The sequence below is a fragment of the Ruegeria sp. CJ3 genome (assembly GCF_056536725.1).
Genome location: NZ_JBQFQE010000002.1, coordinates 334,197 through 358,552, shown reverse-complemented (window position 1 = coordinate 358,552; position 24,356 = coordinate 334,197). Strand labels below are relative to the sequence as shown.

The window sequence follows — 24,356 nt, the reverse complement described above, 5'->3', positions numbered from 1 at the left end:
GCTCAAATAGTGGCCGGTCAGTCCAACCGGACGCCTTCGCGCTGCAACCGGTCGCGCAGCACATCAATTTCAACCGTCAGATCACTGCGGTCATCCAATAGCATTTTTCGCGTTCGCGCCGCGAAATTCTGTTCCAGATCGTCCAGCAGCGCAGTGTAGTCTTTCAACGCCTGCGCATCGCGGGTGCGGGCATAAACATCTGCAAATTTCACCGTCGCATCGCGCGCGCCCTGCAGATAAACCGTCAGGTATTTCCGGGCCCCAGCCAGATCGCGGGGATCTTCCTCGACCGTGCGGAACAGATCGCGGGCGGTGTCCTGAAAGCGTTCCACCCGCGCTTCGATCCGACGATCACCTGCGCGTTTGATCGCGTCAGTCATCTGGGTCAGATGGGTCTCGGCATCCTCAACGACTCGTGCGACACGGTCTTGCTGGAAGGTGTCGACGCCCTCCATCCCTTTGTCTTTCATCGGATCAAGGCCGAACGAGATGGAGTGCAAAACTGTTGCCGCGACGCCAAACAGTATCGGGGCCAGCAGGCTGGCCTGCGCGGCGGTCTCGGCGTCCAGAAACTCGGTCCGGTATGAGGCCAGAGCGGCACCCAACCCCGTCAGAACGCTGGAAAATATCTTGCGCGGAAAGGCGGGTCTGCGCGCGGTGCGGCGCGCGTTATAGGCCGCTTCGGCCCGCAATCCTTCGCGCAGCAGGAACGCTGCTGCGGTCAGAAGCCCGGCGGCGACCAAGCCGATGGTCATGCCGATGGCGCCATCATTCAGGGACAGAAACACCAGCGGGATCGCCGGGAGGAACAGGATGTTCGCCCGCGCACCGGCAGGCTCGACCCGAGCGCCATCGAACTGGCCACGCGTGGGCTGCTCTTCCGGGGAAGCGTCGCCCTGAGGGCTGAATTTGCCGCCGTACCGTTTGGCCATGTCCTTACAAGCCCCCCAGCAGGCCAGTACAGACACCGAACAGCAGCACCAACAGGGCCGCATAGGCCAATTTTTGCACTCCGGTCCCGGACATGGTGCCCCCCAACTGTGGCTGTCACAGAAAAGTTAGGCGATGCGCGGGCTTGGCGCTAGGGGGAAGGTTAAATAACCCGCATCACTTGCGAGATTTCTTGCCGATTGCCGGTCTTTTGCGCTGTGGCCGGGCGGGGCGTTTGGCAGGTGGTTTCTGGCCATCCTCTGCTTCCAGACCCAGTTGATCCCGCATGACCCGGCGACGGATTTCCTCGACCGCACCGGATTTCAGATCACCCAACTGGAACGGGCCATAAGACACACGCAACAGGCGGTTCACCACATAGCCGATATCTTCGATGGCGCGGCGAATTTCGCGGTTCTTGCCTTCGCGCAGGCCGATGGTCAGCCAGGCATTCGCCCCCTGTTGACGATCCAGCGTCACGGTCATGGGTTGAAAGCGTTCTCCGTCGATCACCAACCCCTTGCGCAGCGGTTCAAAATCCTCGTCCTTGGGCCGTCCGTTGACCCGCACGCGGTATTTTCGCAGCCACCCGGTCGAGGGCAGTTCCAGTTTGCGCTTGATGCCGCCATCATTGGTCAGCAGCAGCAACCCTTCCGAGTTCAGGTCAAGCCGCCCGACGCTCATCACCCGCGGCATATCCTCGGGCAGGTCATCAAAGATCGTCTTGCGGCCCTTTTCGTCGCGGGCGGTCGTCACCAGACCGGGTGGCTTGTGATATAGCCACAGGCGCGCGGGCTCCGGCTCGGACACCGGCTTGCCGTCGACAGTGATCTTGTCTTTGGCGGTCACATTCAGCGCCGGGCTGCTGATGGGTTTGCCGTTCAAGGCCACACGACCGGCTTCGATCATGCGCTCGGCCTCGCGGCGCGAGGCGACGCCGGCGCGGGCCAGCACTTTGGCGATCCGGTCGCCAGGAGGAGGGGGCTTTGTCATCCTCCGGCCATAACGCATCCCGGCGGCTTGCGAAAGGCAGGTTTCTGAGGCAGTCAGAGGCATGGAGTTCAGATCCCACATGAAACTGGCGCTGGAGCAGGCGAAAGCGGCAGCAGACCGGGGCGAGGTGCCTGTCGGTGCGGTGATTGTCGCGCCGGACGGGCGCGTTGTTGCAGCAGATGGCAACCGCACCCGCGCCTTGAACGACCCCACCGCTCATGCCGAGATTCTGGCCCTGCGTGCGGCCTGCGCCGCGGCCGGGTCCGAGCGTCTTCCTGATCACGATCTGTACGTAACGTTGGAACCCTGTGCCATGTGCGCGGCGGCGCTGGCGGCGGCGCGCATCCGGCGCATCTACTACGGGGCCTCCGATCCGAAATCCGGTGGGGTCGCCCATGGCGCGCGGGTGTTCTCGCACCCACAGGCGCATCATACGCCCGAAATCTATGACGGAATCGGGGCGGAGGAGGCCGAGCAATTGCTCAAGGCGTTCTTCGCTGGGCGGCGATAGCGCGCTACCACGTCAGGCTGTACACCGTGTGATCGCCGGGCAGGCCTTTCAGCGTGACCATTCTGGGACCGCCAAAAGTCAGATCATCCTGACCGCCCGCCATAAGCTGGGTCGCATCAGAAAGGCAGACCTCGCCCGGGGCGGCGGTTGCTGCAATCCGCGCCGCCTTGTTCACCACTGTTCCAAAGAAATCGTCATCGGTCTGAATGACGTCCCCGGTATGTATCCCGATGCGAATCCGTAGGGGTGGCTCGCTTGGTTCTGCCGTATTGTGCCGCTGCAGTTCGGCGGCAGCCATCAACGCCGCACGAGCCGAGGGAAAGCTGGACATGGTTCCATCCCCCAGTGATTTCACCAACGTTCCGCCCTGCGCCTCCATCACACTTCGCGCCAGTTCGAAATGCTTGTGGATGGTATCGGTCCAGACGCGATCCCCCAGCTTTTCGGCAATGGTCGAAGAATTGACGATATCGGTAAACATGACCGACGCCATGCCTTCGCGTTGATCCTGCCGAAACCCATCGCGGGCGGCTGCGACCAAAGCGTCCAGCGCTTCGTGCTCGACGCCCATTTTTTCCAGATTGGGGGTCGGATTCGAGACATGGACATGCACCATCTTCCACACGCCGTCTTCTAGGTGCAGAACAAATGTAAACCTGTGCACCATGGCATTTGCGGTATTGTCAAAGCGCAACGTGGCAACGCAATGAGCCCAGCCAACCGCGCCGCATTCAAACGCCTCAAGCGTGTGTTCGTGCCAGTCATACTCCGGGATTTCGGCCACGTGGTCGGGAAAGCCCTTTCGAAATAGCGGGCCAGACCAGAATTCGTCATCGGCTGATCCCTGATAGCGCAAGTGTTCCGAGGTCGACAGCATATTGAACAGCGCCGCGCCGTCCTTGTCATGAACTGCATCGTTCCAGCGCCGCACCACTGCGACCAATTCGGGCGAAGGGCGGATGAGTTGGGTCACGCGGGTTTCACCACAAGATCGCGGGGAATGTCCGCCAGTGGTTTTCCACCGTCCGGCGTCACCACGAAGCTCTCAGTGATGGCCAGCCCCCAATCCGCTGTCCATAGGCCGGGCATCAGGTGAAAGGTCATGTTTTCGCGCAATTCGGTGGTATCGCCGGGTCGCAAGCTCATGGTGCGTTCTCCCCAATCCGGAGGATAGCTGAGCCCGATGGGATAGCCGGTCCGGTTGGCTTTGACATACCCGGCGCGCGCGAAGCTGTCATAGACACAAGCCGCAACCTCTTCACAGGAAATGCCTGGGCGCGCGATACTCAGCGCGTCGTTGATGGCGGTCAGCACCGCTGTTTCGGCGCGGCGGATATCGTCGGGTGGTTCACCCAGAAACAGGCTGCGGCTGGCGGGGCAGTGATAGCGGCGATAGCAGCCCGAGATTTCGAAATAGGTGGCCTCGCCACGCGTTAGAGGGCGGTCATTCCAGGTGATATGCGAGGCCGAGGCCTCTTGGCCCGAGGGCGCAATCGGTACGATCGCGGGGTAATCGCCGGCGAGGCCGGGTAAGCCTACGATCCCTGCCGCCTGAACTTCGGCAACCAGTTGGTTTTTCGGCAGCCCCTCGCGAAACGCGTCGCGCAGAACGCCGTGCATATGAGCGGTCAACCGGCCCGCTTTGCGCATCATCCCGATCTCGGCGTCGCTTTTGACGGCGCGCTGCCAGTTCACAAGACCAGTTGCATCACTCAGGGTGTCGGTTCCAAAGGCGCATTCCAGAATGCGGTGACTGGTCGCCGAGTAATAGTAATTGTCCATCTCGACCCCCAGCCCCGAGGTCCAGCCCCGTTCGCGCAGGGCAAGCACAAGCGCATCAACCGGGTGGTGATCGGGATGCTGCACATGCTCCTCGGGCCAATCCAGCAGGTCTGCGGGATCAAGCCACGTCGTCTGCGCCGCACCCGCTTTGTCCTGCGTCCGGCCCCACCAAAGCGGCGTGCCTTGGGCTGGCAGGATCACCATTTGGGGCACGTAAAAGCTCCACCCGTCATACCCTGTCAACCAAGCCATATTGGACGGATCGGTGACCAGCAGAGTCTCGATCCCGCTCCCCGCCATGGCCGCGCGGGTCTTGCTGATCCGGTCCGCATATTCCTGAGCGCTGAAGTCCGAGGCCGGCATTAGACCGTGATTGCCTGCATGACCTGAGGCTCGATCACATCAACCCCGGGCAGGGCGTCTTTCAGCGCATCTGCCGTCTCTTCAAGGATCGGGAAAGTCTGATAGTGGCAGGGGATTAGCGTCTTGAAGTTGAAGTATCGTTTGGCCGCGTAGGCCGCGCCTTTCATGTCCATGGTGAAATGGCCGCCCGCCGACAGGATGCCGATGTCGGGTTTATAGTAGTCCCCCATCCACTCCATATCCGCCATGATATCGGTGTCGCCGGAGACATAGACCATATGACCTTCGGAGGCGATCATATAACCGATCTCGGTTCCGCTCGCGCGCAAGCCATCCGGCGTGGAAAAGGTCGAACTGTGAGAGGCCGGGACCATCGAGACCTTCACCCCGTTCAGATCAACCGTGCCGCCCTTGTTGAAGCCGACGGTCTCGATCCCTTCGGCCTCGGCCCAGTATCCCATCAGGTCGTACTGCCCGACGACGGGCACATTCAGGTGTTTGGCCAGCGGCAGCACATCGGCGACATGGTCGAAATGGGTGTGGGTCAGCAGAATATGCGTCGCGCCTGACACCGCCGCATCGTGCTGATCTTCGGGCAGGACCGGGTTGCCGGTCAGCCATGGATCGATCAGCAGAACCTGACCTGCGGTTTCAATGCGAAAGCTACCATGCCCCAGCCAGATGATATTCATGAAGACCCCTCCCATTTTAGACTTGGAGCCACCCTAGCATCGGCTATGTAAAAATCCATGGACTGGACTCAGGAAATCGATGGCTATTGCGAGCGCTTGTCGCCCGCCTATTGGGCCGAGCCGGTAAACGCAGTGACCAACGCCGCGTTTCTGGTCGCGGCGTTTATCATGTGGCGGCGTGTGCGCGGGCAGGGGATGCCGCTGGCAATGGCTCTGGTGGCGGTGCTGGCGCTGATCGGGGTTGGCAGCTTTCTCTTTCACACCCATGCGCAGGTCTGGGCCGCGCTGGCCGATGTCGCCCCGATCCTGCTGTTCATCCTGATCTATGTTTTTGCCGTGAACCGCGATGTCTGGGGGCTGCGGCCGTTATACGCGCTTGGACTGACCGCTCTGTTCTTTCCCTACGCTGCCTTGACCATTCCTATGTTCCAATGGGTGCCCGGGCTGGGGGGCTCAGCCGCTTACGCGCCGGTGCCCTTGCTGATTCTCATCTATGCCGCCTTGCTACGCCGCAAGACGCCGGAAACGGCAGCCGGGCTAGCGATCGGAGCGATGATCCTGATCGCCTCGATCACCTTCCGGGCGCTGGATGAGCCGACTTGCACCCGCCTGCCGATGGGTACGCACTTCATGTGGCACATCCTGAATGCAACGATGCTCGGCTGGATGATCGAGGTCTATCGGCGGCACCTGATGCGCCGCGCCTAGTCGCGGAACGCCGCCGCTAGATGATCGGGCAGATCGAACTCGTCCAGAACCCGGGCGCGCCCTTCGGTTGACATCTTGACGGCGGTTTTTTCGACGATGCGCTGGATTTTCTCGGCCGAATGCTTGGCCGCGAAGGGTGCAAAATACCATTTCAGGAATACGGAACAGATCACATCCTCAAGCGCCTGAACCTCCGGGTTGCGCTTGATTCCCTGTTTGCGCAGCATCTGCTCGGCGGCTTCGATCTGATCCGCACCGTATTCGGCCTGTTCCATCAGGCCACGGACCACCCCGGCATGAAACACTCCCTGCGCCTTGCGCCAAGCGAGATAGCCCGCGCGGCCTTCGGGGTATTCCGTCCGCTTCAGCTTCCAGCGCTCGACATGCTGCCCGCGCGCGGCGATCTGCAGTGCGTCCGAGGCGTCAGGGAACAGCCGGTCAAGCTCGGCGCTCATGCGCTGGCCATATAGCAGCGCTTCGGGCTGGCCGTCCTCAAAGTTGGGGTCCTCCGCGTTGGCCGCATCGATTGCGTCCAGAACGACTTGCTTGCGAGTGCTCATACTTGGCTCCGTTGGCTTACCTGAACTGCGTCGGGCGGTTCGGCTGATTTTCGGAACCATGCTAACGGCTTGTCGCTGCCTGTGCAGCAGTCAATTGCATACGCGCCGGATCAGGTGAGGGGGTGAGGAGGCTGATCCGGCGCGTCAGGCAAGGTTACTTGCCCGCCTTGGACAGGCCCTTGGTCGCAGGCTCAGGCGCCGGTTCGGGGAAAGTGAGGGTCCGGGTCAGAGGGTTCATGTCAAAGCTCAGCGCCATGGCCGGGGCGGCCAGCGCGGTTGCAGACAAAACAAGGGCAGTCACGAAGGTTTTCATTGGATTTCTCCGGTTTTGCGTGTTGCACTATTATGAAATGAACCGTTCAGTTTGATTTTTCAAGGACAAGATGAACTAATTAGTTTACTTTTTCGCATGTCGGCTATTCGATAATGGCAAAGGCGAATTGAAACGCCCATGCGCGCACCGGTCTTGCGGGTACCGCGGCAGACGGGTAAACGCCCTTCTTAAGCGTATATGAGGTTCCCATGTCGATTGACCAAAGCACCGCCGCCAAGGTGGCCAAACTGGCCCGGATCAAGGTCGAGGATGACGCGCTGCCCGCGCTGGCATCCGAGTTCAACACCATTCTTGGGTTCATCGAACAATTGAACGAGGTCGATATTGACGGCGTCGAACCGATGGTCTCGGTCGAGCCGATGCGCCTGAAACGGCGCGAGGATCAGGTCACCGACGGAAACCAGCAGGACAAGGTTCTGGCCAACGCCCCTGACGCGCGCGAAGGGTTCTTTGCCGTCCCCAAAGTGGTGGAGTAAGACATGAGCGATCTGAACAAACTGGGCCTGGCCGAAGCTCGCGACGCGCTGCGCAAGGGCGATGTGACCTCGGTCGAGTTGACCGAGTCCTGCCTGACGGCCATTGACGCTGCCGACGCGCTGAACGCGTTCGTCCACAAGACGCCCGAAATCGCATTGGAGCGTGCAAAAGCCGCCGATGAACGGATCAAGGCGGGCGACGCGCCCTCGATGTGCGGCCTGCCCATTGGCATCAAGGACCTGTTCTGCACCAAGGGCGTGCCCTCGCAGGCGGCGTCGAAGATTCTTGAAGGGTTCAGGCCGGAATACGAATCCACCGTATCGCAGCAACTAGCCGATGCGGGCACGGTGATGCTGGGCAAGCTGAACATGGACGAATTCGCGATGGGCTCGTCCAACGAAACTTCGACCTACGGCAATGCCGTCAGCCCGTGGCGGCGCGGCAATGACGACGCGCAACTGACACCCGGCGGGTCTTCGGGTGGTTCGGCCTCGGCCGTGGCCGCCGACCTGTGTCTGGCCGCCACCGGCACCGATACCGGCGGCTCGATCCGCCAGCCCGCCGCCTTTGTCGGCATCACCGGGATCAAACCGACCTATGGCCGGTGTTCGCGCTGGGGCATCGTGGCTTTTGCGTCCTCGCTGGATCAGGCCGGTCCGATGACCAAGAACGTGCGCGACGCGGCGATCATGCTGGAAACCATGTGCGGCCATGACCCCAAGGATTCCACCAGCACCGAACTCGCCGTCCCGAATTTCGAGGCGATGCTGACCGGCGACATCAAGGGCAAGAAAATCGGTATCCCCAAGGAATACCGCATGGACGGCATGCCCGCCGAGATCGAAAAGCTGTGGGCCGATGGGGCCGAGATGCTGAAAGACGCCGGGGCCGAGATCGTCGACATCTCGCTGCCGCACACCAAATATGCGCTGCCTGCCTATTACGTGATCGCACCCGCCGAGGCATCCTCGAACCTCGCCCGCTATGACGGTGTCCGCTATGGCCGCCGCGCGCATCTGGCGCAGGGCGACGGCATTACAGAGATGTACGAAAAGACCCGCGCGGAAGGCTTCGGTCATGAGGTTCAGCGTCGTGTCATGATCGGCACCTATGTTCTGTCCGCAGGCTTCTATGACGCTTACTACAACCGCGCCCGCAAGGTCCGCACCCTGATTAAGAAAGACTTCGAGGACGTGTTCGCCGCTGGCATCGACGCGATCCTGACCCCGGCGACGCCGTCCGCCTCGTTCGGGTTGGGAGAGATGACCGAGGCCGATCCGGTTCAGATGTACCTCAACGACGTCTTCACCGTGACGGTCAACCTCGCCGGTCTGCCGGGCATCTCGGTCCCCGCGGGTCTGGACGCGCAGGGCCTGCCGCTGGGTCTGCAGCTGATCGGGCGCCCATGGGATGAGGGCGATCTGCTCAACACCGCCTATGCGCTGGAAAGTGCTGCGGGGTTTGTGGCCAAGCCCGGCAAATGGTGGTAAGCCTCGGGCCCGATACAGCAACAGACAACCGGAGCAGCCATATGCGCAAATTGCTTCTGATCCCGGCCTTTGGGTTGATTGCGGCCTGTGACACCGTTGCCCCCGTTTCGGGAACCGGTTTCAATACGCCGGAATATCAGGCGCAGCGCGAGGCGCAGCTGGCCGGGCAGGGCTTGGCCGGCAACCCGCTTTTGCCGCCCGAGGCAATCTCGGAGCAACCGCTTTCGGCACAAGGAACGGTTGATGGCGCGCCGGTGGGCGACGCATCGGATATCGCAAACCAGACGGCTATTGCCTTGGCAAACACCTCTGACCAGGCCGCGCCTGCCGCACCTCTGACCGCGATCAACAACACCGCCATCTCGGACGAGCAGGATTTCGAGGCCGTCTCGAACCGCCGCAGCATCAATGATGACGCCGCTCGGATCGAGCAAAACCGGCAAACCTATGAGGTCGTCGCCCCCACGGCTGTGCCCCAGCGCGGCGCGGACGGGCAGCCCAATATCGTGCAATACGCGCTGAGCACCTCAAACCCCGTCGGCACCCAGCTTTACAGCCGCGCCGGGTTCAACCTGCAGGCCAAGGCCGAACGCAATTGCGCCCAATTCGCCTCGCCCGATCAGGCCCAGATCGAGTTCTTATCGAACGGCGGCCCGCAGCGTGACCGCAAGGGGCTCGACCCCGATGGTGATGGTTACGCTTGCGGCTGGGACCCCAGCGCGTTCCGCAGTGCCGTCAACAACTGAGCTCTCGCCGATCTGGCACCCATCTCCTAATTTCGGCCCCCGCCGGGATGGGCTGAAACCCTCGCTGATCGTGCTCCATTATACCGCGATGGAGAGCGCTTCTGCCGCCCTCGAACGGCTCTGCGATCCCGGTCCTGAAGTCTCGGCGCATTACCTTATCGGCGGCGGCGGTACGCTCTGGCAACTCGTTCGCGAGGAAGACCGCGCATGGCACGCCGGGGCAGGGGAGTGGCACGGACAAACCGACATAAATTCCCGCTCGATCGGCGTCGAGCTGGACAATCGCGGCGATCACCCATTCTCCGAACCACAAATGCGGGTGCTCGAACAACTGCTGCCTCAGATCATGCGCCGCTGGATCATCCCCACTGAAGGCGTGATCGGCCATTCCGACATGGCCCCGGGCCGCAAATCCGACCCCGGCCCCCGGTTTGACTGGCAAAGACTGGAACGCCAAAACCTCGCCGCCCCACGCGGCACCAAAGCCCCAACAGACACAACCCTCCGCACCCTCGCCGAAACCCGCGGCTACACCGCCCCGACGGATGACACCACACTCCTAGCCACCACCCGCCTGCGCTATCGCCCTTGGGCCACCGGGCCGATACACCCAGATGACCTCAAGGTACTCGGCCCGACCCACGACCAAACTTGATCCAAGCTTCATCTGGCCAAAAATATCCCGGGGATGAATTGGCTGCAGGCCAAGAAGGGGCTGGCCCCTTCACCACCCCAACCACCCTTGACGCCGCCTGATCCAACGCATACCCCACCCTTCGCGCGGAGGGCCGGATGGCCGCTGGGGTCGCAAGACCCGAGAGGAAAGTCCGGACTCCACAAGGCAACGGTGCCGGGTAACGCCCGGGCGGGGAAACCCGACGGAAAGCGCCACAGAAATCAGACCGCCACATGCGTGTGGCAAGGGTGAAACGGTGGGGTAAGAGCCCACCGCGCCGCTGGCAACAGCGGTGGCACGGCAAGCCCCACCGGGAGCAATGCCGAATAGGGTCCCCGCGCGGGCCGGTCGGTGCAAGCCGATACCGCCGCTAGGCTCGCCTTGGCCGAGAGGGACCGGGTTGGCAGCTCGAGCCGCGCAGCAATGCGCGGCCTAGAGGAATGGTCATCGAAGGGGGCAACCCTGGAACAGGATCCGGCTTACAGGCCCTCCGCGCAATTGTCTCCGATCACCGGCCCGGTGGTGTATAGGCACCGGTCAGCTTGGCGGCCTTTTTAGCAACGGCAGCAAAGTCCTTGGCCTTCCAGGCGCACACGGTCTCAATCCGGGACACCGCGCCCGAGGCCGCAACGGCCATGCCGACGGCCACCGCATCAGTGTCGTTCGGGACCTCGCTGATGACGACCACATCGTTATCCCCAGTGGTAATGTAGAAGGCCAGAAGCCGACCGCCGACCTTCTTCAGCAGCGCCTTGACCGGCGCCGTCCGGTCCGCCGGCTTCTTCAGCATCCCTTTGACGCCGGCCTCGGAATAGGATGCGTAGGTGATGAAAATTGGCATGAGTACCTCCATTTGAACTCTGTTATGGGGACCCGTGCTCCGGCCGGTCCCAGGGCCATTCCCGCGCGCAAACGCGAAACGACGCCGGTCGGTGGTGCGTCCGGTCAAAACTTTGATGTGAGCGGTTGGTGCGCGAGGCCCTCGCCGTCAGGGGCGAGCGTGAGAGGCCTGCGAATTTTGGGCACCCTATCACAGACCCGTGATCGCGCCAAACCGGTCGCCGCGGCGGGTGCCGTGAATTGTTTGCCGAATGGCCCGATTCCGGTTGACTCGGGCGCGCGAGCAGGTAAAAGCGCACGCTCATAAGGATTCAACCGAAAGGCCCCTGCCTTTTCGGACGCAGGAGATAACCATGGCGAAGCCGACGACAATCAAGATCCGTCTGAACTCGACCGCGGGCACGGGCCACTTCTACGTGACCAAAAAGAACGCGCGCACCATGACCGAGAAAATGACCGTTCGTAAATACGATCCGGTCGCTCGCAAGCATGTCGAGTACAAGGAAGGCAAGATCAAGTAATCTGCCTTCTGATCCAAGATCAGAACAAGGACTCTGCCTCAGGCAGGGTCCTTTTTCGTTGTGCGGCCCGGATCCGAGGCGTTGCAGGGGCGCATCAGCCCTGCGGGTGTTCTTTCGGGCAGCGGCTTGCTTTTTCGCATCCCCTGCCGCTACGCTTCAGCAACGCTTTCCAAAATGTTGACCGCCATGAAAAAAATCTTGTTGCCCGCCCTTGCCGTTCTGACCCTGTCAGCCTGCGAAGACCCGTTCAACCGCGAAGGTGTCGGCTTTACCGGCATCGACGGAGAACCGCGTACCGTTTCGGACGTGAAAGGTGCCGTGGCTTTCGCCCCCCGCGCAACCAATATTCCGGCAGAGCTGGCCGAATTGCCGACGGTTCAGGTCTCGTCCGACAAGACCGAGCCGGGCAAAGTGGCCGGGGTCGCGATCGACAATGGCGGTCGTACCGACACTAGTGCCGTTCTGCTGGAAGGTAGCAGCACTAACCTGTTCCTCAGCACCGTAAGTGTGAACGGGCAACTGTTCGGCGTGCTGCGGACGCCGAATAACAGCACTAAGGTCGACAATTCAATTGGCACCGCCTTTGGCAATCAGACCGAACGCTTCACGGGTTGCTTGCCCGCCGGAGATGTGTTCCGCAAAGGATCGTCCGAGCGCAGTTCCGGCTTTGCGGTTCCACTGAACTGCAGCTGATCCAGCAAAACCCAGATCAGGTTAGACCCCCTGCCTCTGCGGCGGGCGGTTTTTTGTTATGCGCCATCCGCCCGCCACTCTGCGAAACTCATCACCGGACGCAGTCCAGCTCTGGCCATAAGGCCGGCAGACGAGGTGTTGAAAATCGCGTAGCTGGCGGCCACAACCTGCCCGCCTTCGCGCTGCAAATGCGCCCGCACCTCTGCCATCAAGGCCGTACCGATCCCGCGTCGGTGGTGGCGGTTGTCGACGCTGATCTGATGCACCATCGCCCGAATCTCTGCCCGACGGAACGGCGAGGCGTCTCTGCGCTCGATCTCATAGACCGCGTAGCCCAGCACCGCGCCGCTCTCCTCATAGATCAGTCCGAACAGATCAGGTTGCTTGAGCCAGCTCTCCAGAAAAGCGGCCATCTCGGCGTCCGGAGGTAGCGGCGCATAGCGTTCGGGCTGGTGTTGCCGGTGCAGATCATGAACCTGATGCAGCAGCGGCAAAACGCGATCGGCCTGAGCGGGGCAAAGTCTGGTGATGGTCATTACTGGTATCCATAAAAAAAGGGCGGGTCGTTTCGGACCCGCCCTGTGGCTTGTGATATGCGCCCGCGTTATTCGCGGTTGCCAAGCAGCTGCAGCAGGAACATGAACATATTGATGAAGTCCAGGTACAGGTTCAGCGCGCCCATGATGGCGGCCTTGCCCAGCCATTCCTGATCGCCCGCATGGGCCATCTGCAGATAGGTTGTCTTGATCTTCTGCGTGTCATAGGCGGTCAGGCCCGCGAAGATCAGAACACCCAGAATCGAGACCGCGAACATGATCGCAGGTGACTGCAGGAAGATGTTGATGACCATCGCCACGATCAGGCCGATCACGCCCATCATCAGGAAGGTGCCCATGCCAGACAGGTCCTTCTTGGTGACATAGCCATAAAGCGACAGGCCCGCGAAGGCGATCGAGGTTACCAGAAACACCTGTGCAATCGAGATGCCGGTGAAGGCGACGAAAATCCAGCTCATCGACAGGCCCATAACGGCAGCGAAGGCATAGAAGAACAGCTGAGCGCCGGCAGCCGACAGGCGGTTGATGGCGGCGCCAAAGGCGAAAACCATACCCAGCGGGGCGAACATGACGATCCAGCCCAGAATGTTGGGGCTCAGCGTCACCGGATCGCGAAACACCGACAGCAGCTGCGGGCTGGTGCCAACGGCCCAGGCCACCGCAAAGGTGATCAGCATGCCGATGGACATGGTGCCATAGACTTTGTTCATGTGGGCGCGCAGGCCCTCATCAATCTCGGCAGCGCGCGCACCAGACGCCGTCCGGATCGTGTCGAATTGTGCCATAAAGGGTCTCCCTTCAATATTCTGTGTGCAGCCCGTGATAGCAGGCCGGTTTCTTAGCAAATATCGGAGAGTGGAGCCCTCGTTTCAAGAGTTTTACGCCCAAAACTCAGCAAAACTGTCAGTAAATTTGGCGACCCGGGCAAAAAGGTCGCCAAACTGTCGGTTTTTTTGAATTAGTAAAGGTGTTTGTGCCAGTTGTCGGGCGCATCCCACGGCGGCCGCGCCGCCTCGGTATGCGCTTCGGCGCGGGTGATGCCGATGTCTTCAAGCCCCCGGTCATCCAGGCCTGCAAGCGCGCGTCGTTGGCGGGCCAGGCTCAGCATGTTGTGCACCCATTGCAGCACCGAGAAGCGGGGCGCGTGATGAGAAGTTGGAATGACGATATGGGTCATGACATTTACCCTTTCCTGGTTTTCTGATGAAACATGGTGCTTCAATCAATTTCCTTGATCTATATGGCGTAGTCTGACATATTTTGAAAATGAATGTTTTTGACGGAATCCATAAGGAATCGTGAAGATGCGAAATCTGGACATCACCACATTGCGCTCGTTCGTTGCGGTTGCTGATCATGGCGGCGTGACACGGGCGGCAGGGTTCCTGCATCTGACCCAATCGGCGGTTTCGATGCAGCTCAAGCGTCTGGAAGAGTTGCTGGGGCTGGAATTGCTGGACAGATCAGGCCGCACCATCGCCCTGACCGCCTCGGGTGAGCAGTTGCTGGCTTATGCCCGGCGTATGATCGCGTTGAACGACGAGGTGATGGGCCGTCTGACCGATCAGGCCTTTGAGGGTGAGGTGGCTTTGGGGGTGCCGCATGACGTGGTGCATCCGTTCATCCCGCGCGTGCTACAGCGGTTCAACGCCAGCTTTCCGCGCGTCCGGGTCAATCTTGTCACCTCGAATACGCGGCAGTTGAAAGACGAATTTGCGCGCGGTGCGTTCGACCTGATCGTCACAACCGAATCCGGTGCGGGTGAGGGTGCGGAAACGCTGCTCCATATGCCGCTGCGTTGGGTCGGGGCGTTGAACGGGTCGGCTTGGCGGCAAAGACCGCTGCGGCTGGGCTTCTGCCGGAACTGCATCTTCCGGACGGTCGCCACCTCGGCGCTGGATGATGCGGGGATCGAGTGGGACATGAGCATCGACAGCGATTCGGACCGCACCGTCGAGGCCACGGTCAGTGCGGATCTGGCGGTGGGTGTCCTGCTGGAAGGCACGCAGCCCAGCCATCAGGAACTGATCGACCATGCTGGTGCCCTGCCGGATCTGCCCGCGCAGTTCATCAACCTCTATGGGGCCGAGCGTGTGCGCGAGGAATATGTGGCCGAACTGGCCAGCCTGATCAGGCAGAACTTTGCACGCCCCGGCGGGCAGCCGCTCAAGGTGGTCAGCGCATCCTGATCACAACCTTGCCGGTGGATTTGCGTTCACGCAGCAGATCCAGCCCCCGCTCGACATCCCGCAGCGACAGAACATGGCTGATATGGGGTTTGATCCGTCCGTCTCTGTGCCACTGGAACAGGGTACTGAAACTGTCGCGGACGACGGCGGGGCGAAATTTCAGATAGCCCCCCAGATAAACGCCAATCACGCTGAGGTTCTTGACCAGCAGATGATTGGCCGGAATTTGCGGAACCTCTCCGCCGGCAAAGCCGATCGGCAGCAGGCGGCCTTCGGGGTTTGTCGCGCGGAAGGCGGCCTTGAACACGTCGCCGCCAATCGCGTCATAGACGACATCCGCCCCGCCAAGCGCAAGAACCCGTTCGCGCAGATCCTCCCCCGCGTCGACCAGATGATCGGCTCCGGCTTGCTGTGCCACAGCCAGCTTGTCGGCACCGCGCGCCTGCGCAATTACCGTTGCGCCCATCAGCTTGCCGATTTCAACCGCAGTCAGTCCGACCCCACCCGCAGCCCCCGTCACCAGAAGCGTTTCGCCCGGCTGCAGACGCGCCCTGTGTTCCAACGCGATATGACTTGTGCCATAGGCGATCTGGATCGCAGCGGCATCCTCGAAACTTATGGACGGGGGCAGGAGGACCGCGCGTTCGGCATCGAATACACCCGATTCGGCCAGACCGCCCTGACCGGAAAAGACCGCAACGCGATCCCCGGGGCTCAGATTCGCGACATTGTTTCCAATTTCCTCAATAATCCCGGCGGTTTCCATGCCCAGTGTGAAAGGTGCATCCGGTGTGTCCTGATACGTGCCCTTCTGCATCAGCAGGTCGGCAAAGTTCAGGCCGCAGGCGTGAATCGCCACGCGAATCTGGCCGTCCGAAGGCTTGGGCGGGTCGATTTCGCACAGCTTTGCCGGGGCGCCCTTGGACTCTATTCGATATGCCAGCATCAATGCTCTCCGGTTTGCTGAGCACATAAGCTGTGCCCGGCGCAGGCTTGTCAATTCCAAACCCGGAGGCCGCCGGGAGCAGACTGCGACTGTTTCCGCGCTAGAAACTCCACTGCTCTTGTCAGGCCGCACAACCGCAAATCCCTGTCGGCATTCGGTCACTCAACCCGCTTGAAAAAAAATTCCAATGCGGCAATATTGCCTTATGGTGCTGTTCGGGGGGCACGATCCGAATTAGGGAGTTCTTAAGCAGCGACCCGCTAACTTGGCGGAGACGGCTGTTGTCGCGTTTTCCCGGACAGGTGTTTGTGTAAAGGAGACTACCAATGACCCATCACGTCGATGTCCATGTGGGCAAACGCGTCCGGCATCGCCGCTGGCTGATTGGCATGACCCAACAGCAGTTGGCGCAGCAGGTTGGTATCAAGTTTCAACAAATCCAGAAATACGAAACAGGTGCCAACCGGATCAGCGCGTCTCGCCTTTGGGATATCGCCGAGGCATTGGATGTTCCGGTCAGCTTCTTCTTCGAAGGTCTGGAAGAAGTGCAGAAATCTGACGCTGACAAGAAATCGGTTCCCGCAGATTTGATGGGCGACAAAGAAGCGCTCGATCTCGTGCGGTCGTATTACGCGATCCCGGAAAATCAACGTCGCCGCCTGTTCGAACTGGCGCGCGTGCTCAGCGACGTCGCCTGAGATAATCGACTTGACTTCGCGGGGTTGTAAACGCACGGGTAAGCCATGCAGCACTCCCCACCAAGCGACCTAGAGATTGCCGAAGAAATGGCCGACGCAGCGCGGGCGGCCATTCTTCCTTTTTTCCGTCAGACAAATCTGGAAACCGACAACAAGCTCGATGGCGGGTTTGATCCGGTCACCGTTGCGGATCGCGCGGCGGAACAGGCCATGCGCGCCGTTCTGGCCAAACACCGCCCGGATGATGGCATTTTCGGTGAAGAGTTCGGTCAGAGCGCCGGTACAAGTGGGCGTGTCTGGGTTCTGGACCCGATCGACGGTACGCGTGGCTTTATCAGCGGCACCCCGACCTGGGGCGTTCTGATTGCCTTGAGCACGGCAACTGGCCCGATGCTGGGCGTGATCGATCAACCCTATATCGGTGAGCGGTTCGTTGGCGGCGGCGGGCAGGCCTTTGTCAAAGGTCCGCTGGGTCGATCCAGACTGGGCACCCGCGATACGCGCAGGCTGGATCAGGCGGTTGTCTTCACAACCTTTCCCGAGGTGGGAACCGAGGCCGAAGGGCAGGCCTTTCGCGCGGTGTCATCGCAAGCGAAACTGACACGTTATGGAATGGACTGCTATGCGTATGCGCTGTTGGCGGCCGGGCAGATTGATCTGGTGATCGAGGCCGGCCTGAACGCTTATGACATCCAAGCCCCAATCGCGGTGATCGAAGCCGCAGGCGGCATCGTCACCGATTGGCAGGGCAACCCCGCGCATGAGGGCGGGCGCGCACTGGCCGCCGCCACCCCCGAACTCCACGCTGCAGCGCTCGAGATCCTGCGCGACTATTGACCGACTTGCCGCACGGCTGCGGCGCCCCTAAACTATACCCGGCTGGTTCTTGCGCCCGTTTTCCACCAGCCCCGCACTTCACGCATGAGACGGGCCTGTGCGGGAGTGCGAAAATGACGGAAATCCTGATCCAAAACGCCGATGTGATCGTCACCATGGACGACACGCGGCAAGAGCTTTCGGGCGCTGATCTGCTGATCCGCGATGGAGAAATCGCCCAAATCGGCCAAAACCTGACCACCAGCGGAGAGGTCCACGACGCCTCGGGCTGCGTGGTGACCCCCGGCTTAGTGAACACCCACCACCACCTTTACCAGACCCTCACCCGCGCGGTTCCCGGCGGGCAGGACGCGCTGCTGTTCGGCTGGCTGCAAACGCTCTATCCGATCTGGGCGCGCTTCGGCCCGGAGGAGATGTTTGTCTCGGCTCAAATCGGCCTTGCGGAACTGGCGCTGTCGGGCTGTACGCTCAGTTCTGATCACCTTTATCTTTACCCAAACGGCGCGCGGCTCGACGATACGATCCACGCCGCCGCTGAACTCGGCCTGCGCTTCCACCCCACACGTGGCGCGATGAGCATAGGCGAAAGCAAGGGCGGCCTGCCGCCCGACACGGTGGTCGAGTCCGAAGCGGCCATCCTTGACGACATGATCCGCGTCGTAGACGCCTTCCACGACCCATCCGACGGATCAATGTGCCGTGTCGGGCTCGCCCCATGCTCACCCTTCTCGGTCAGTCGTGATTTGATGCGCGATACGGCGCTACTGGCGCGCGACAAGGGTGTGATGCTGCACACGCATCTGGCTGAAAATGATGAAGATATTGCCTATTCGCAAGCCAACTTTGGATGCCGCCCCGGCCAATACGCCGAAGACCTCGGTTGGACCGGTTCGGACGTCTGGCACGCCCATTGTGTCAAGCTGGACAGTTCCGAGATCGATCTTTTCGCCCGCACCCGGACCGGCGTCGCCCACTGCCCCTGCTCCAATTGCCGTCTCGGCTCGGGCATCGCCCCGATCCGCGCGATGCTCGATCAGGGCGTTCCAGTTGGGTTGGGTGTCGACGGCTCTGCCAGCAACGACAGCAGCAATCTGATGGCCGAGGCGCGTCAGGCGATGCTGTTGCAACGGGTTGCCAACGGCGCGAATACCATGTCCGCCCGCGAGGCGCTCGAAATCGCCACTCGCGGCGGCGCAGATGTGCTGAACCGCCCCGATTGCGGCCGTCTGGTGCCAGGAAAACGCGCCGACGTCGCCATATGGGACATTCGTGGTATCGAAGCTGCCGGCAGCTGGGACCCTGCCGCGCTGCTGCTTGCAGGCCCAACCCTGGTCAAACACCTCTTCGTCGAAGGCCGCCAGATCGTCCGTGACGGCCAGATCACCACAATCGACCTGCCCAAGACAATCGAAATCCAAAACCGACTGGCTGAAAGGCTGGCAGACTAAGCAGGATCCCCTTCATCTGGCCATAAATATCCCCGCCGGAGGCATGGGCCGCAGGCCCATTCCCCCATCAACCCAGACGCGCTCTTCCCCCGATCCAGACATCGGCAATTGCCCGGTCATCGCCCATCATGATGGTGGGAAACACGGCCTCCCACAGGTGATCGGCATGGGCCTCGCGCTGCGCAATCGCCGGGGTGGAGGCGAGATCGAGCACAACCAGATCCGCCTCCATTCCCACCGCGACATTGCCGATGCAATCGTCCATATGCAGTGCGTGGGCGGACCCAACGGTTCCCAACCACAACAGCTGCGCCGGATGCAGCGGAGCCCCCCGCAACTGCCCGATCTCATAAGCCGCCGCCATCGTCCGCAACATCGAAAAACTGGATCCGCCGCCGGTGTCGGTGGCCAACCCCACGCGATGGCCCTCGCGCATCAGGCCCTCCATGTCGAACAGGCCCGAGCCGATGAACGTGTTCGAGGTCGGGCAATGGATCAGCGCCGCCTCCATCTCGCGCAGCCGGTCCCGCTCGCGCGGCTCCAGATGGATGACATGGCCGTAAAGCCCATTTTTGCGCAGCAGTCCAAACTGCTCATAGGTGTCCAGATAGTCCCGCGCGTCGGGAAAAAGGGACCGGACCCATTCGATTTCGTCCGTCTGTTCACACAGATGGGTTTGCATCAGGCACTGGGGGTGTTCGCCCCACAGCGCGCCCATCGCCTCCAGCTGCTCGGGCGTCGATGTTGGCGAAAACCGCGGCGTTATTGCGTAGGACAGCCGGTCGACCCCGTGCCATTTTTCCAGCAGGGCCTTTGAGTGATCATAGGCCGTCTGCGCGGTGTCCCGCAGCCCCTCGGGCGCATTGCGGTCCATGCAGGTCTTGCCCGCCACCACCCGCTGGCCACGCGCTTGGGCCGCCGAGAAAAACGCATCAACGCTCTCGGGGTGAATGGTGCAAAAGCTGCACATCGTCGTGGTGCCATGGGCGGCGGTCAGGTCCAGATAACGGTTGGCGATCTCCGCGGCATAGACGGGGTTGCCGAATTTCATCTCTTCGGGGAACGTATAGCTGTTCAGCCAGTCGATCAGACGTTTGCCCCAGCTGGCGATCATCGCAGTCTGCGGATAATGCACATGCGGATCGACAAAGCCCGCCATGATCAGATGGCTGCCATAGTCGGTCACCTCGGCCTCAGGATGCGCGCGCAAAAGGTCAGAGGCCGTGCCCACCGCCGCAATGCGCCCGTCTTCGATCACCAGTGCCTCATGCACGGTGGCCGCCTCGGTCGGTTCGCCTTCGAAGGGCGATCCGTCAAAGCTCAGTACATGCCCTTTCAGAAGCGTCTTTTGCGCCATTTACCCTGTTCTCCGCCTGTTTGGGACCGCTCTGCAGCATAGGGGCGCGAAACTTGCGGGTAAATCCAAGCATTGTCATTGTTTTCCGGTAGCTGCTTCTTCTATCAAGAAGCAATCGCGCGGAACGAAGGGGCAGAGCATGACCACAGGCATCGACGAAGCCGGACACGATCAGCCCCGGGATGAGCACGCCTATGCGCTGGATCCGCGGGCCGTTGCGGCCATCCTCTATACGTTGGATGTCGAGGATCGTGACAAGCTGATCGAGTTGATGGAGCCGCTGCACGCCGCCGACATCGCCGACCTTCTGGAACAGATCAACCCCTATGACCGCGCGCGGCTGATCCGCCTTTACGACAAGGAATTCGACGGCGATATCCTGTCGGAACTGGACGAATCCGTCCGGGAAGAGGTGATCAACGTTCTGAAACCCGACGTTCTGGCCGAGGCCGTCCGGGACATGGAAAGCGACGATGTGGTCGACCTGCTGGAAGATCTCGAAGAGCCGCAGCAGGAAACCATCCTGGACGCGCTGGAGGATTCCGAGCGCGTCGCCGCCGAACAGGCACTGTCCTATCCCGAGAACTCGGCTGGTCGCCTCATGCAGCGCGAAGTCGTCATGGCTCCCGAACACTGGACCGTGGGTCAAGCCATTGATTTCATGCGCTCAAACGATGATCTGCCCGAGCAGTTCTATTATGTCATCATGGTCGACCCGCGCCTGAAACCGGTCGCGCAGGTGACGCTGGGCAAATTGATGGCCGCGCGCCGCGAGGTGCTGTTGCATGACATCGCCGATGAGGAACTGCACACCATCCCCGTCGATCAGGACGAAGAGGATGTGGCCTATGCCTTCAATCAGTACCACCTGATCTCTGCCCCCGTCGTGGATGGCGACGGTCGGCTGGTGGGTGTCATTACCATCGACGATGCGATGGTGGTGCTGGACGAGGAGTATGAAGAGGACATGCTGCGCCTCGCCGGTGTCTCGGACGAAAGCTCGATCTCGGACAGTGTGGCGGCGACCAGCCGGCGGCGGTTGCCGTGGCTGGGGGTCAATCTGGTCACGGCGATCTGTGGGTCGCTGGTGATTTCGCAGTTCGAGGCGGCAATTGATCAACTCGTGGCGCTGGCGATCCTGATGCCCATTGTTGCGTCGATGGGTGGGAACGCGGGCACACAGTCGCTGACCGTTGCCGTCCGCGCGCTTGCGACGCGCGACCTGACGGGTTCGAACGTAGGCCGGGTCATTCGGCGGGAACTTCTGGTCGGGATGCTGAACGGTCTCTGTTTTGCCATCGTGCTGGGCACCGTGGGCATGATGTGGTTCGACTCACCACTGCTGGGTGTCGTGATCGGGTCGGCCTTGGTCGTGAATATGATCATCGCAGGCTTCGCCGGTACGGTAGTACCGGTGGTGCTGGACCGTTTGGGCGTTGACCCGGCGCTGGCGTCGGGGACCTTTGTGACCACAACAACGGACGTCATGGGGTTCTTCATCTTTCTGGGGCTGGCCAGCGTGGTGCTACTGTGACCGATACGACTGATCTGACTGAAATCAAAGCAGCCGCGCGTAAAGCTGCGTTTGCTCGCCGCAAAGCAGCTTTTGATGCGCGGCCACCAGGCGCGGCGGGACGTTTGTCCGAGGTTCTCGCCGGGCACCGCGGCGTCCCGATCTCGGGCTACATGCCCATCCGCACCGAGATCGACCCGCTGCCAGCCATGGCCGAGGCCGCAGCCTATGGCCCGGTCGGCGTGCCGGTCATTCAGGCCGCAGGCCAACCGCTGCTCTTTTCGCGCTGGACGCCCGAGGGCGTACTGAAGGATGGTCCTTTTGGCGCCAAGGTCCCCGAGGTTGATGACTATTTCGACCCAGAGATCCTGATCGTGCCGCTCGTGGCCTTCGACGCAAAAGGCGGGCGGCTGGGTTATGGCGGAGGTTTCTACGACCGCACCCTTGAAGGCCTGCGCGCCAAGCGCCCGACACTGGCCATCGGCTTTGCCTTTGACGCGCAGGAAGACGACGGCCTACCGCTGGAGCCGACAGACCAGCCGCTGGACATGGTCATCACCGAGAGCCGTGTGTTGAGTTTCCGGTCCTAGAACCCCAGCTTGTACAGCCGTCCCGCCACCTTTCGGTGGATCACGGGCGGCAGGATATCTTCAAGCAAGGCGCGTCGGGCGACCTGCTTGTCCCGCTGGTCATGGGTGCCGGGGCGGGGCTTGAACAGGGTCGTGTGGGATTTGCGCGAACTGTCCCACGTCGCGGTATAATAATACAACGCGATGGACTTGCGAGGCTCGCCATCGGGATGGTTCACCGTCTCGGGGTTTCCATGCCAACTGGTCGAACTGGTGTTGAAGATGCACATCCGGTTGAATTGCGGCACGAACCCCGCGACTTTGCCGGTCATGTCCTCGTTCCAGACCTCGAACGAGCCGCCATATTCCTCGCGCCAATCCTTGTTCAGATAGATCAGCATGTTGACGCGGCGCTCAAGGTTCATCCCGCCGTGATGGTTGAAATCCGCGTGGATATCGAGATGTCCGCCGTTAGAGACCACGTGAATGCCGCCACCGGCGAAATACGGATCAGGGATCAGTCCCTTGATGCCCGTCAGCTCTTCTAGGAAGGCCAGAACGGGGCGTGAGTTCAGCGCATAGAACAGCTGTCGCGTGTATGGCGGCAGGCGTTCCGGCTGATAGCTGGCTTTCAGCTTCTCCTGCGCGCGGTCAAAGCTGGTTTCGGCCTGCGGAAGCTGTTCGAGATCCTCAAGAACACGCTCCAGAATGGCAGGGTCTAGGAAATTGTCGTAGCCGCCGTAAGGAAAGGGCTTCTTTGACTGGTAATCTTCGGAAATATTCTGCGCGGCGGCCCGGGCGTCCTTTGTCGGCAACAAAAGCGTTTCAGGGTCAAGGGCAAGGACAGGAGAGGGCATAACACACGACCTAACAATCAAATGAAAATACTGCTGTTATGACAAACTGTGCCGCCGAGCGAAGCCAGGTGTCAACCGTTTCAGCCGCGTCGAATTATCCCGGTGGGCCTTCGGCAGGTGATCGTGAACAATTTGCGAGAGGTGTCTATTATTGTTCATGCAGGATTGACGCAAATGCTGGTCGCGTCTGCAAGGTCTTTCCGGAATTGCTTGCGCTCGGGCGGTGCCGGACATAGGACGGTTTGCATGAAAATTCTCTTCCTGGGTGACGTCATGGGGCGCGCGGGACGCGCGGCCATACAGCAGCATTTGCCACGTCTGCGTGATGAATGGCGGCTGGATTTTGTTGTGGTCAATGGTGAGAACGCCTCGAACGGGATGGGGCTGACCGGCGACCACGCCAAGCTGTTGCTGGATGCAGGGGCGGATTGCGTGACCTTGGGCGATCATGCCTTCGACCAGAAGGACATGCTGCAGTTCATTGAAAAAGAACCACGCGTCGTACGCCCGGTGAATTTTGCCAAGGGCGCGCCGGGGCGGGGACATCGGTTGTTTACGGCTCCGGGCGGGCGCAAGGTTCTGGTGCTACAGGTGCTGGGGCAGGTGTTCATGAAGCGGCCCTTTGATGATCCGTTCTCAGGCGTCGAACCAATCCTGAAATCGCACCCGCGCGGCGGGCAGGCGGATGCCATCATCGTCGATATGCATTGCGAGGCGACGTCCGAGAAGATGGCGATGGGCCACTATTGCGACGGTCGTGCCAGCCTTGTGGTGGGGACGCATACCCATGTGCCTACGGCAGATGCGCAAATCCTGCCCGGCGGCACGGCCTATCTGACCGATGCGGGGATGTGTGGAGATTACGACTCGGTCATCGGCATGGACAAGCAAGAGCCGATGCGCCGCTTTATCACCGGAATGCCCAAGGCCCGGTTCACGCCTGCCAATGGCGAGGCCACGCTGAGCGGTGTGTTCGTCGAGACCCACGACCGGGACGGTCGCGCAAAATCTGTGCAGATGGTCCGCGTGGGCGGGCGGTTGCAGCAGGCAGGTCTCTGAAATCCAAGTC

At 61.2% G+C, this 24,356-nt stretch carries 29 protein-coding genes and 1 other RNA gene; 16 read left to right on the top strand and 14 right to left on the bottom strand.

Annotation, left to right across the window (positions count from 1 at the left end; all coding sequences use genetic code 11):
* Positions 1 to 17: 17 nt before the first annotated feature.
* Together ACR0J1_RS04915 and ACR0J1_RS04910 are read right to left on the bottom strand one after the other, a co-directional pair.
* Positions 18 to 932: a 5-bromo-4-chloroindolyl phosphate hydrolysis family protein gene (locus ACR0J1_RS04915; protein ID WP_480731029.1), complete on the bottom strand. Its 915-nt coding sequence runs from the start codon at positions 930 to 932 to the stop codon at positions 18 to 20.
* 175 nt (positions 933 to 1,107) lie between these two features.
* Positions 1,108 to 1,923: a pseudouridine synthase gene (locus ACR0J1_RS04910; RefSeq protein WP_480731027.1), complete on the bottom strand. Its 816-nt coding sequence runs from the start codon at positions 1,921 to 1,923 to the stop codon at positions 1,108 to 1,110.
* A 61-nt stretch (positions 1,924 to 1,984) separates the two neighbouring features.
* Between ACR0J1_RS04910 and ACR0J1_RS04905 the strand changes: the two genes are divergently transcribed.
* Positions 1,985 to 2,434 (top strand): nucleoside deaminase, encoded by a 450-nt coding sequence (locus ACR0J1_RS04905; RefSeq protein WP_480731025.1) that lies wholly within the window; start codon positions 1,985 to 1,987, stop codon positions 2,432 to 2,434.
* Between the two features lie 4 nt (positions 2,435 to 2,438).
* Here ACR0J1_RS04905 and ACR0J1_RS04900 read toward each other — a convergent pair whose 3' ends face one another.
* Genes ACR0J1_RS04900 through ACR0J1_RS04890 form a run of 3 tightly spaced genes read right to left on the bottom strand, consistent with a single transcriptional unit; the run spans position 2,439 to position 5,271 of the window.
* A complete protein-coding gene (locus ACR0J1_RS04900) occupies positions 2,439 to 3,407 on the bottom strand; it encodes a nuclear transport factor 2 family protein (protein WP_480731023.1) in 969 nt (322 codons plus the stop codon).
* Entirely contained in the window at positions 3,404 to 4,579 is a 1,176-nt protein-coding gene (locus ACR0J1_RS04895; RefSeq protein ID WP_480731021.1) for a M24 family metallopeptidase, read from the bottom strand. The genes ACR0J1_RS04900 and ACR0J1_RS04895 overlap by 4 nt, the downstream gene beginning before the upstream one ends.
* Positions 4,579 to 5,271, bottom strand: a complete 693-nt coding sequence (locus ACR0J1_RS04890) for a metal-dependent hydrolase (RefSeq protein WP_480731019.1) — start codon at positions 5,269 to 5,271, stop codon at positions 4,579 to 4,581. The genes ACR0J1_RS04895 and ACR0J1_RS04890 overlap by 1 nt, the downstream gene beginning before the upstream one ends.
* A 57-nt stretch (positions 5,272 to 5,328) precedes the next feature.
* On the opposite strand from ACR0J1_RS04890, the gene ACR0J1_RS04885 reads away from it, so the two are divergent.
* Positions 5,329 to 5,979: a ceramidase domain-containing protein gene (locus ACR0J1_RS04885; RefSeq protein WP_480731017.1), complete on the top strand. Its 651-nt coding sequence runs from the start codon at positions 5,329 to 5,331 to the stop codon at positions 5,977 to 5,979.
* On the opposite strand, the gene ACR0J1_RS04880 is transcribed toward ACR0J1_RS04885, so the two are convergent.
* Positions 5,976 to 6,539 carry a DUF4202 domain-containing protein gene (locus tag ACR0J1_RS04880; RefSeq protein WP_480731015.1) on the bottom strand — a complete coding sequence of 188 codons (564 nt, stop codon included), beginning with the start codon at positions 6,537 to 6,539 and terminating at the stop codon, positions 5,976 to 5,978. The two genes, ACR0J1_RS04885 and ACR0J1_RS04880, sit on opposite strands and share 4 nt — an antisense overlap.
* Positions 6,540 to 6,693: 154 nt before the next feature.
* Positions 6,694 to 6,852 (bottom strand): hypothetical protein, encoded by a 159-nt coding sequence (locus ACR0J1_RS04875; RefSeq protein WP_480731013.1) that lies wholly within the window; start codon positions 6,850 to 6,852, stop codon positions 6,694 to 6,696.
* Positions 6,853 to 7,061: 209 nt separating this feature from the next.
* On the opposite strand from ACR0J1_RS04875, the gene gatC reads away from it, so the two are divergent.
* The 5 genes from gatC to rnpB all read left to right on the top strand — a co-directional run bounded on the left by gatC (position 7,062) and on the right by rnpB (position 10,760).
* Positions 7,062 to 7,349, top strand: a complete 288-nt coding sequence (gatC, locus tag ACR0J1_RS04870; protein ID WP_480731011.1) for an Asp-tRNA(Asn)/Glu-tRNA(Gln) amidotransferase subunit GatC — start codon at positions 7,062 to 7,064, stop codon at positions 7,347 to 7,349.
* Between the two features lie 3 nt (positions 7,350 to 7,352).
* Positions 7,353 to 8,840, top strand: a complete 1,488-nt coding sequence (gene gatA / locus ACR0J1_RS04865; protein ID WP_480731009.1) for an Asp-tRNA(Asn)/Glu-tRNA(Gln) amidotransferase subunit GatA — start codon at positions 7,353 to 7,355, stop codon at positions 8,838 to 8,840.
* Between the two features lie 41 nt (positions 8,841 to 8,881).
* On the top strand, positions 8,882 to 9,586 hold the full coding sequence (locus ACR0J1_RS04860; protein WP_480731007.1) for a hypothetical protein: 705 nt from the start codon (positions 8,882 to 8,884) through the stop codon (positions 9,584 to 9,586).
* On the top strand, positions 9,531 to 10,241 hold the full coding sequence (locus ACR0J1_RS04855; RefSeq protein WP_480734632.1) for an N-acetylmuramoyl-L-alanine amidase: 711 nt from the start codon (positions 9,531 to 9,533) through the stop codon (positions 10,239 to 10,241). Before ACR0J1_RS04860 ends, ACR0J1_RS04855 begins: the two co-directional genes overlap by 56 nt.
* Positions 10,242 to 10,366: 125 nt before the next feature.
* Positions 10,367 to 10,760: RNase P RNA component class A (rnpB, locus tag ACR0J1_RS04850), an RNA gene on the top strand.
* A gap of 10 nt (positions 10,761 to 10,770) precedes the next feature.
* On the opposite strand, the gene ACR0J1_RS04845 is transcribed toward rnpB, so the two are convergent.
* Positions 10,771 to 11,103 carry a GYD domain-containing protein gene (locus tag ACR0J1_RS04845; protein ID WP_480731002.1) on the bottom strand — a complete coding sequence of 111 codons (333 nt, stop codon included), beginning with the start codon at positions 11,101 to 11,103 and terminating at the stop codon, positions 10,771 to 10,773.
* A 352-nt stretch (positions 11,104 to 11,455) separates the two neighbouring features.
* On the opposite strand from ACR0J1_RS04845, the gene rpmG reads away from it, so the two are divergent.
* Both rpmG and ACR0J1_RS04835 read left to right on the top strand, forming a co-directional pair.
* The gene (gene rpmG, locus ACR0J1_RS04840; protein WP_005630270.1) at positions 11,456 to 11,623 is read left to right on the top strand and encodes a 50S ribosomal protein L33; all 168 of its coding nucleotides are present in this window, start codon (positions 11,456 to 11,458) and stop codon (positions 11,621 to 11,623) included.
* 186 nt (positions 11,624 to 11,809) lie between these two features.
* Positions 11,810 to 12,316 carry a hypothetical protein gene (locus tag ACR0J1_RS04835; protein ID WP_480731001.1) on the top strand — a complete coding sequence of 169 codons (507 nt, stop codon included), beginning with the start codon at positions 11,810 to 11,812 and terminating at the stop codon, positions 12,314 to 12,316.
* A gap of 56 nt (positions 12,317 to 12,372) precedes the next feature.
* On the opposite strand, the gene ACR0J1_RS04830 is transcribed toward ACR0J1_RS04835, so the two are convergent.
* The 3 genes from ACR0J1_RS04830 to ACR0J1_RS04820 form a co-directional block, all read right to left on the bottom strand.
* Positions 12,373 to 12,852, bottom strand: a complete 480-nt coding sequence (locus ACR0J1_RS04830; RefSeq protein ID WP_480730999.1) for an N-acetyltransferase family protein — start codon at positions 12,850 to 12,852, stop codon at positions 12,373 to 12,375.
* 68 nt (positions 12,853 to 12,920) lie between these two features.
* Positions 12,921 to 13,658: a Bax inhibitor-1/YccA family protein gene (locus tag ACR0J1_RS04825; RefSeq protein WP_480531084.1), complete on the bottom strand. Its 738-nt coding sequence runs from the start codon at positions 13,656 to 13,658 to the stop codon at positions 12,921 to 12,923.
* Positions 13,659 to 13,831: 173 nt separating this feature from the next.
* On the bottom strand, positions 13,832 to 14,050 hold the full coding sequence (locus tag ACR0J1_RS04820; RefSeq protein ID WP_480531086.1) for a DUF1127 domain-containing protein: 219 nt from the start codon (positions 14,048 to 14,050) through the stop codon (positions 13,832 to 13,834).
* A gap of 127 nt (positions 14,051 to 14,177) precedes the next feature.
* Here ACR0J1_RS04820 and ACR0J1_RS04815 point away from each other — a divergent pair, with 127 nt between their 5' ends.
* Entirely contained in the window at positions 14,178 to 15,062 is an 885-nt protein-coding gene (locus ACR0J1_RS04815) for a LysR family transcriptional regulator (RefSeq protein WP_480730996.1), read from the top strand.
* Here the strand turns inward: ACR0J1_RS04815 and ACR0J1_RS04810 are convergent.
* Positions 15,049 to 16,008, bottom strand: coding sequence for an NADPH:quinone oxidoreductase family protein (locus tag ACR0J1_RS04810; RefSeq protein WP_480730994.1), 960 nt, complete (start codon positions 16,006 to 16,008; stop codon positions 15,049 to 15,051). The two genes, ACR0J1_RS04815 and ACR0J1_RS04810, sit on opposite strands and share 14 nt — an antisense overlap.
* A 326-nt stretch (positions 16,009 to 16,334) precedes the next feature.
* On the opposite strand from ACR0J1_RS04810, the gene ACR0J1_RS04805 reads away from it, so the two are divergent.
* The 3 genes from ACR0J1_RS04805 to ACR0J1_RS04795 all read left to right on the top strand — a co-directional run bounded on the left by ACR0J1_RS04805 (position 16,335) and on the right by ACR0J1_RS04795 (position 18,991).
* Positions 16,335 to 16,706 (top strand): helix-turn-helix domain-containing protein, encoded by a 372-nt coding sequence (locus ACR0J1_RS04805; protein WP_480730992.1) that lies wholly within the window; start codon positions 16,335 to 16,337, stop codon positions 16,704 to 16,706.
* Positions 16,707 to 16,751: 45 nt separating this feature from the next.
* Positions 16,752 to 17,543, top strand: coding sequence for a histidinol-phosphatase (hisN, locus tag ACR0J1_RS04800; RefSeq protein ID WP_480730991.1), 792 nt, complete (start codon positions 16,752 to 16,754; stop codon positions 17,541 to 17,543).
* A 113-nt stretch (positions 17,544 to 17,656) separates the two neighbouring features.
* Complete coding sequence (locus ACR0J1_RS04795; protein ID WP_480730989.1) at positions 17,657 to 18,991, top strand: 8-oxoguanine deaminase; 1,335 nt, start codon at positions 17,657 to 17,659, stop codon at positions 18,989 to 18,991.
* A gap of 67 nt (positions 18,992 to 19,058) precedes the next feature.
* Here ACR0J1_RS04795 and guaD read toward each other — a convergent pair whose 3' ends face one another.
* A complete protein-coding gene (guaD, locus tag ACR0J1_RS04790) occupies positions 19,059 to 20,348 on the bottom strand; it encodes a guanine deaminase (protein ID WP_480730987.1) in 1,290 nt (429 codons plus the stop codon).
* 139 nt (positions 20,349 to 20,487) lie between these two features.
* Here guaD and mgtE point away from each other — a divergent pair, with 139 nt between their 5' ends.
* Together mgtE and ACR0J1_RS04780 are read left to right on the top strand one after the other, a co-directional pair.
* Entirely contained in the window at positions 20,488 to 21,882 is a 1,395-nt protein-coding gene (gene mgtE, locus ACR0J1_RS04785) for a magnesium transporter (RefSeq protein WP_480730986.1), read from the top strand.
* Entirely contained in the window at positions 21,879 to 22,451 is a 573-nt protein-coding gene (locus ACR0J1_RS04780) for a 5-formyltetrahydrofolate cyclo-ligase (protein WP_480730984.1), read from the top strand. Before mgtE ends, ACR0J1_RS04780 begins: the two co-directional genes overlap by 4 nt.
* Here the strand turns inward: ACR0J1_RS04780 and ACR0J1_RS04775 are convergent.
* A complete protein-coding gene (locus tag ACR0J1_RS04775) occupies positions 22,448 to 23,287 on the bottom strand; it encodes a 2OG-Fe(II) oxygenase (RefSeq protein WP_480531102.1) in 840 nt (279 codons plus the stop codon). The genes ACR0J1_RS04780 and ACR0J1_RS04775 overlap by 4 nt on opposite strands.
* A 246-nt stretch (positions 23,288 to 23,533) precedes the next feature.
* On the opposite strand from ACR0J1_RS04775, the gene ACR0J1_RS04770 reads away from it, so the two are divergent.
* Positions 23,534 to 24,346, top strand: a complete 813-nt coding sequence (locus tag ACR0J1_RS04770) for a TIGR00282 family metallophosphoesterase (RefSeq protein ID WP_480730981.1) — start codon at positions 23,534 to 23,536, stop codon at positions 24,344 to 24,346.
* The last annotated feature ends 10 nt before the right edge of the window (positions 24,347 to 24,356 follow it).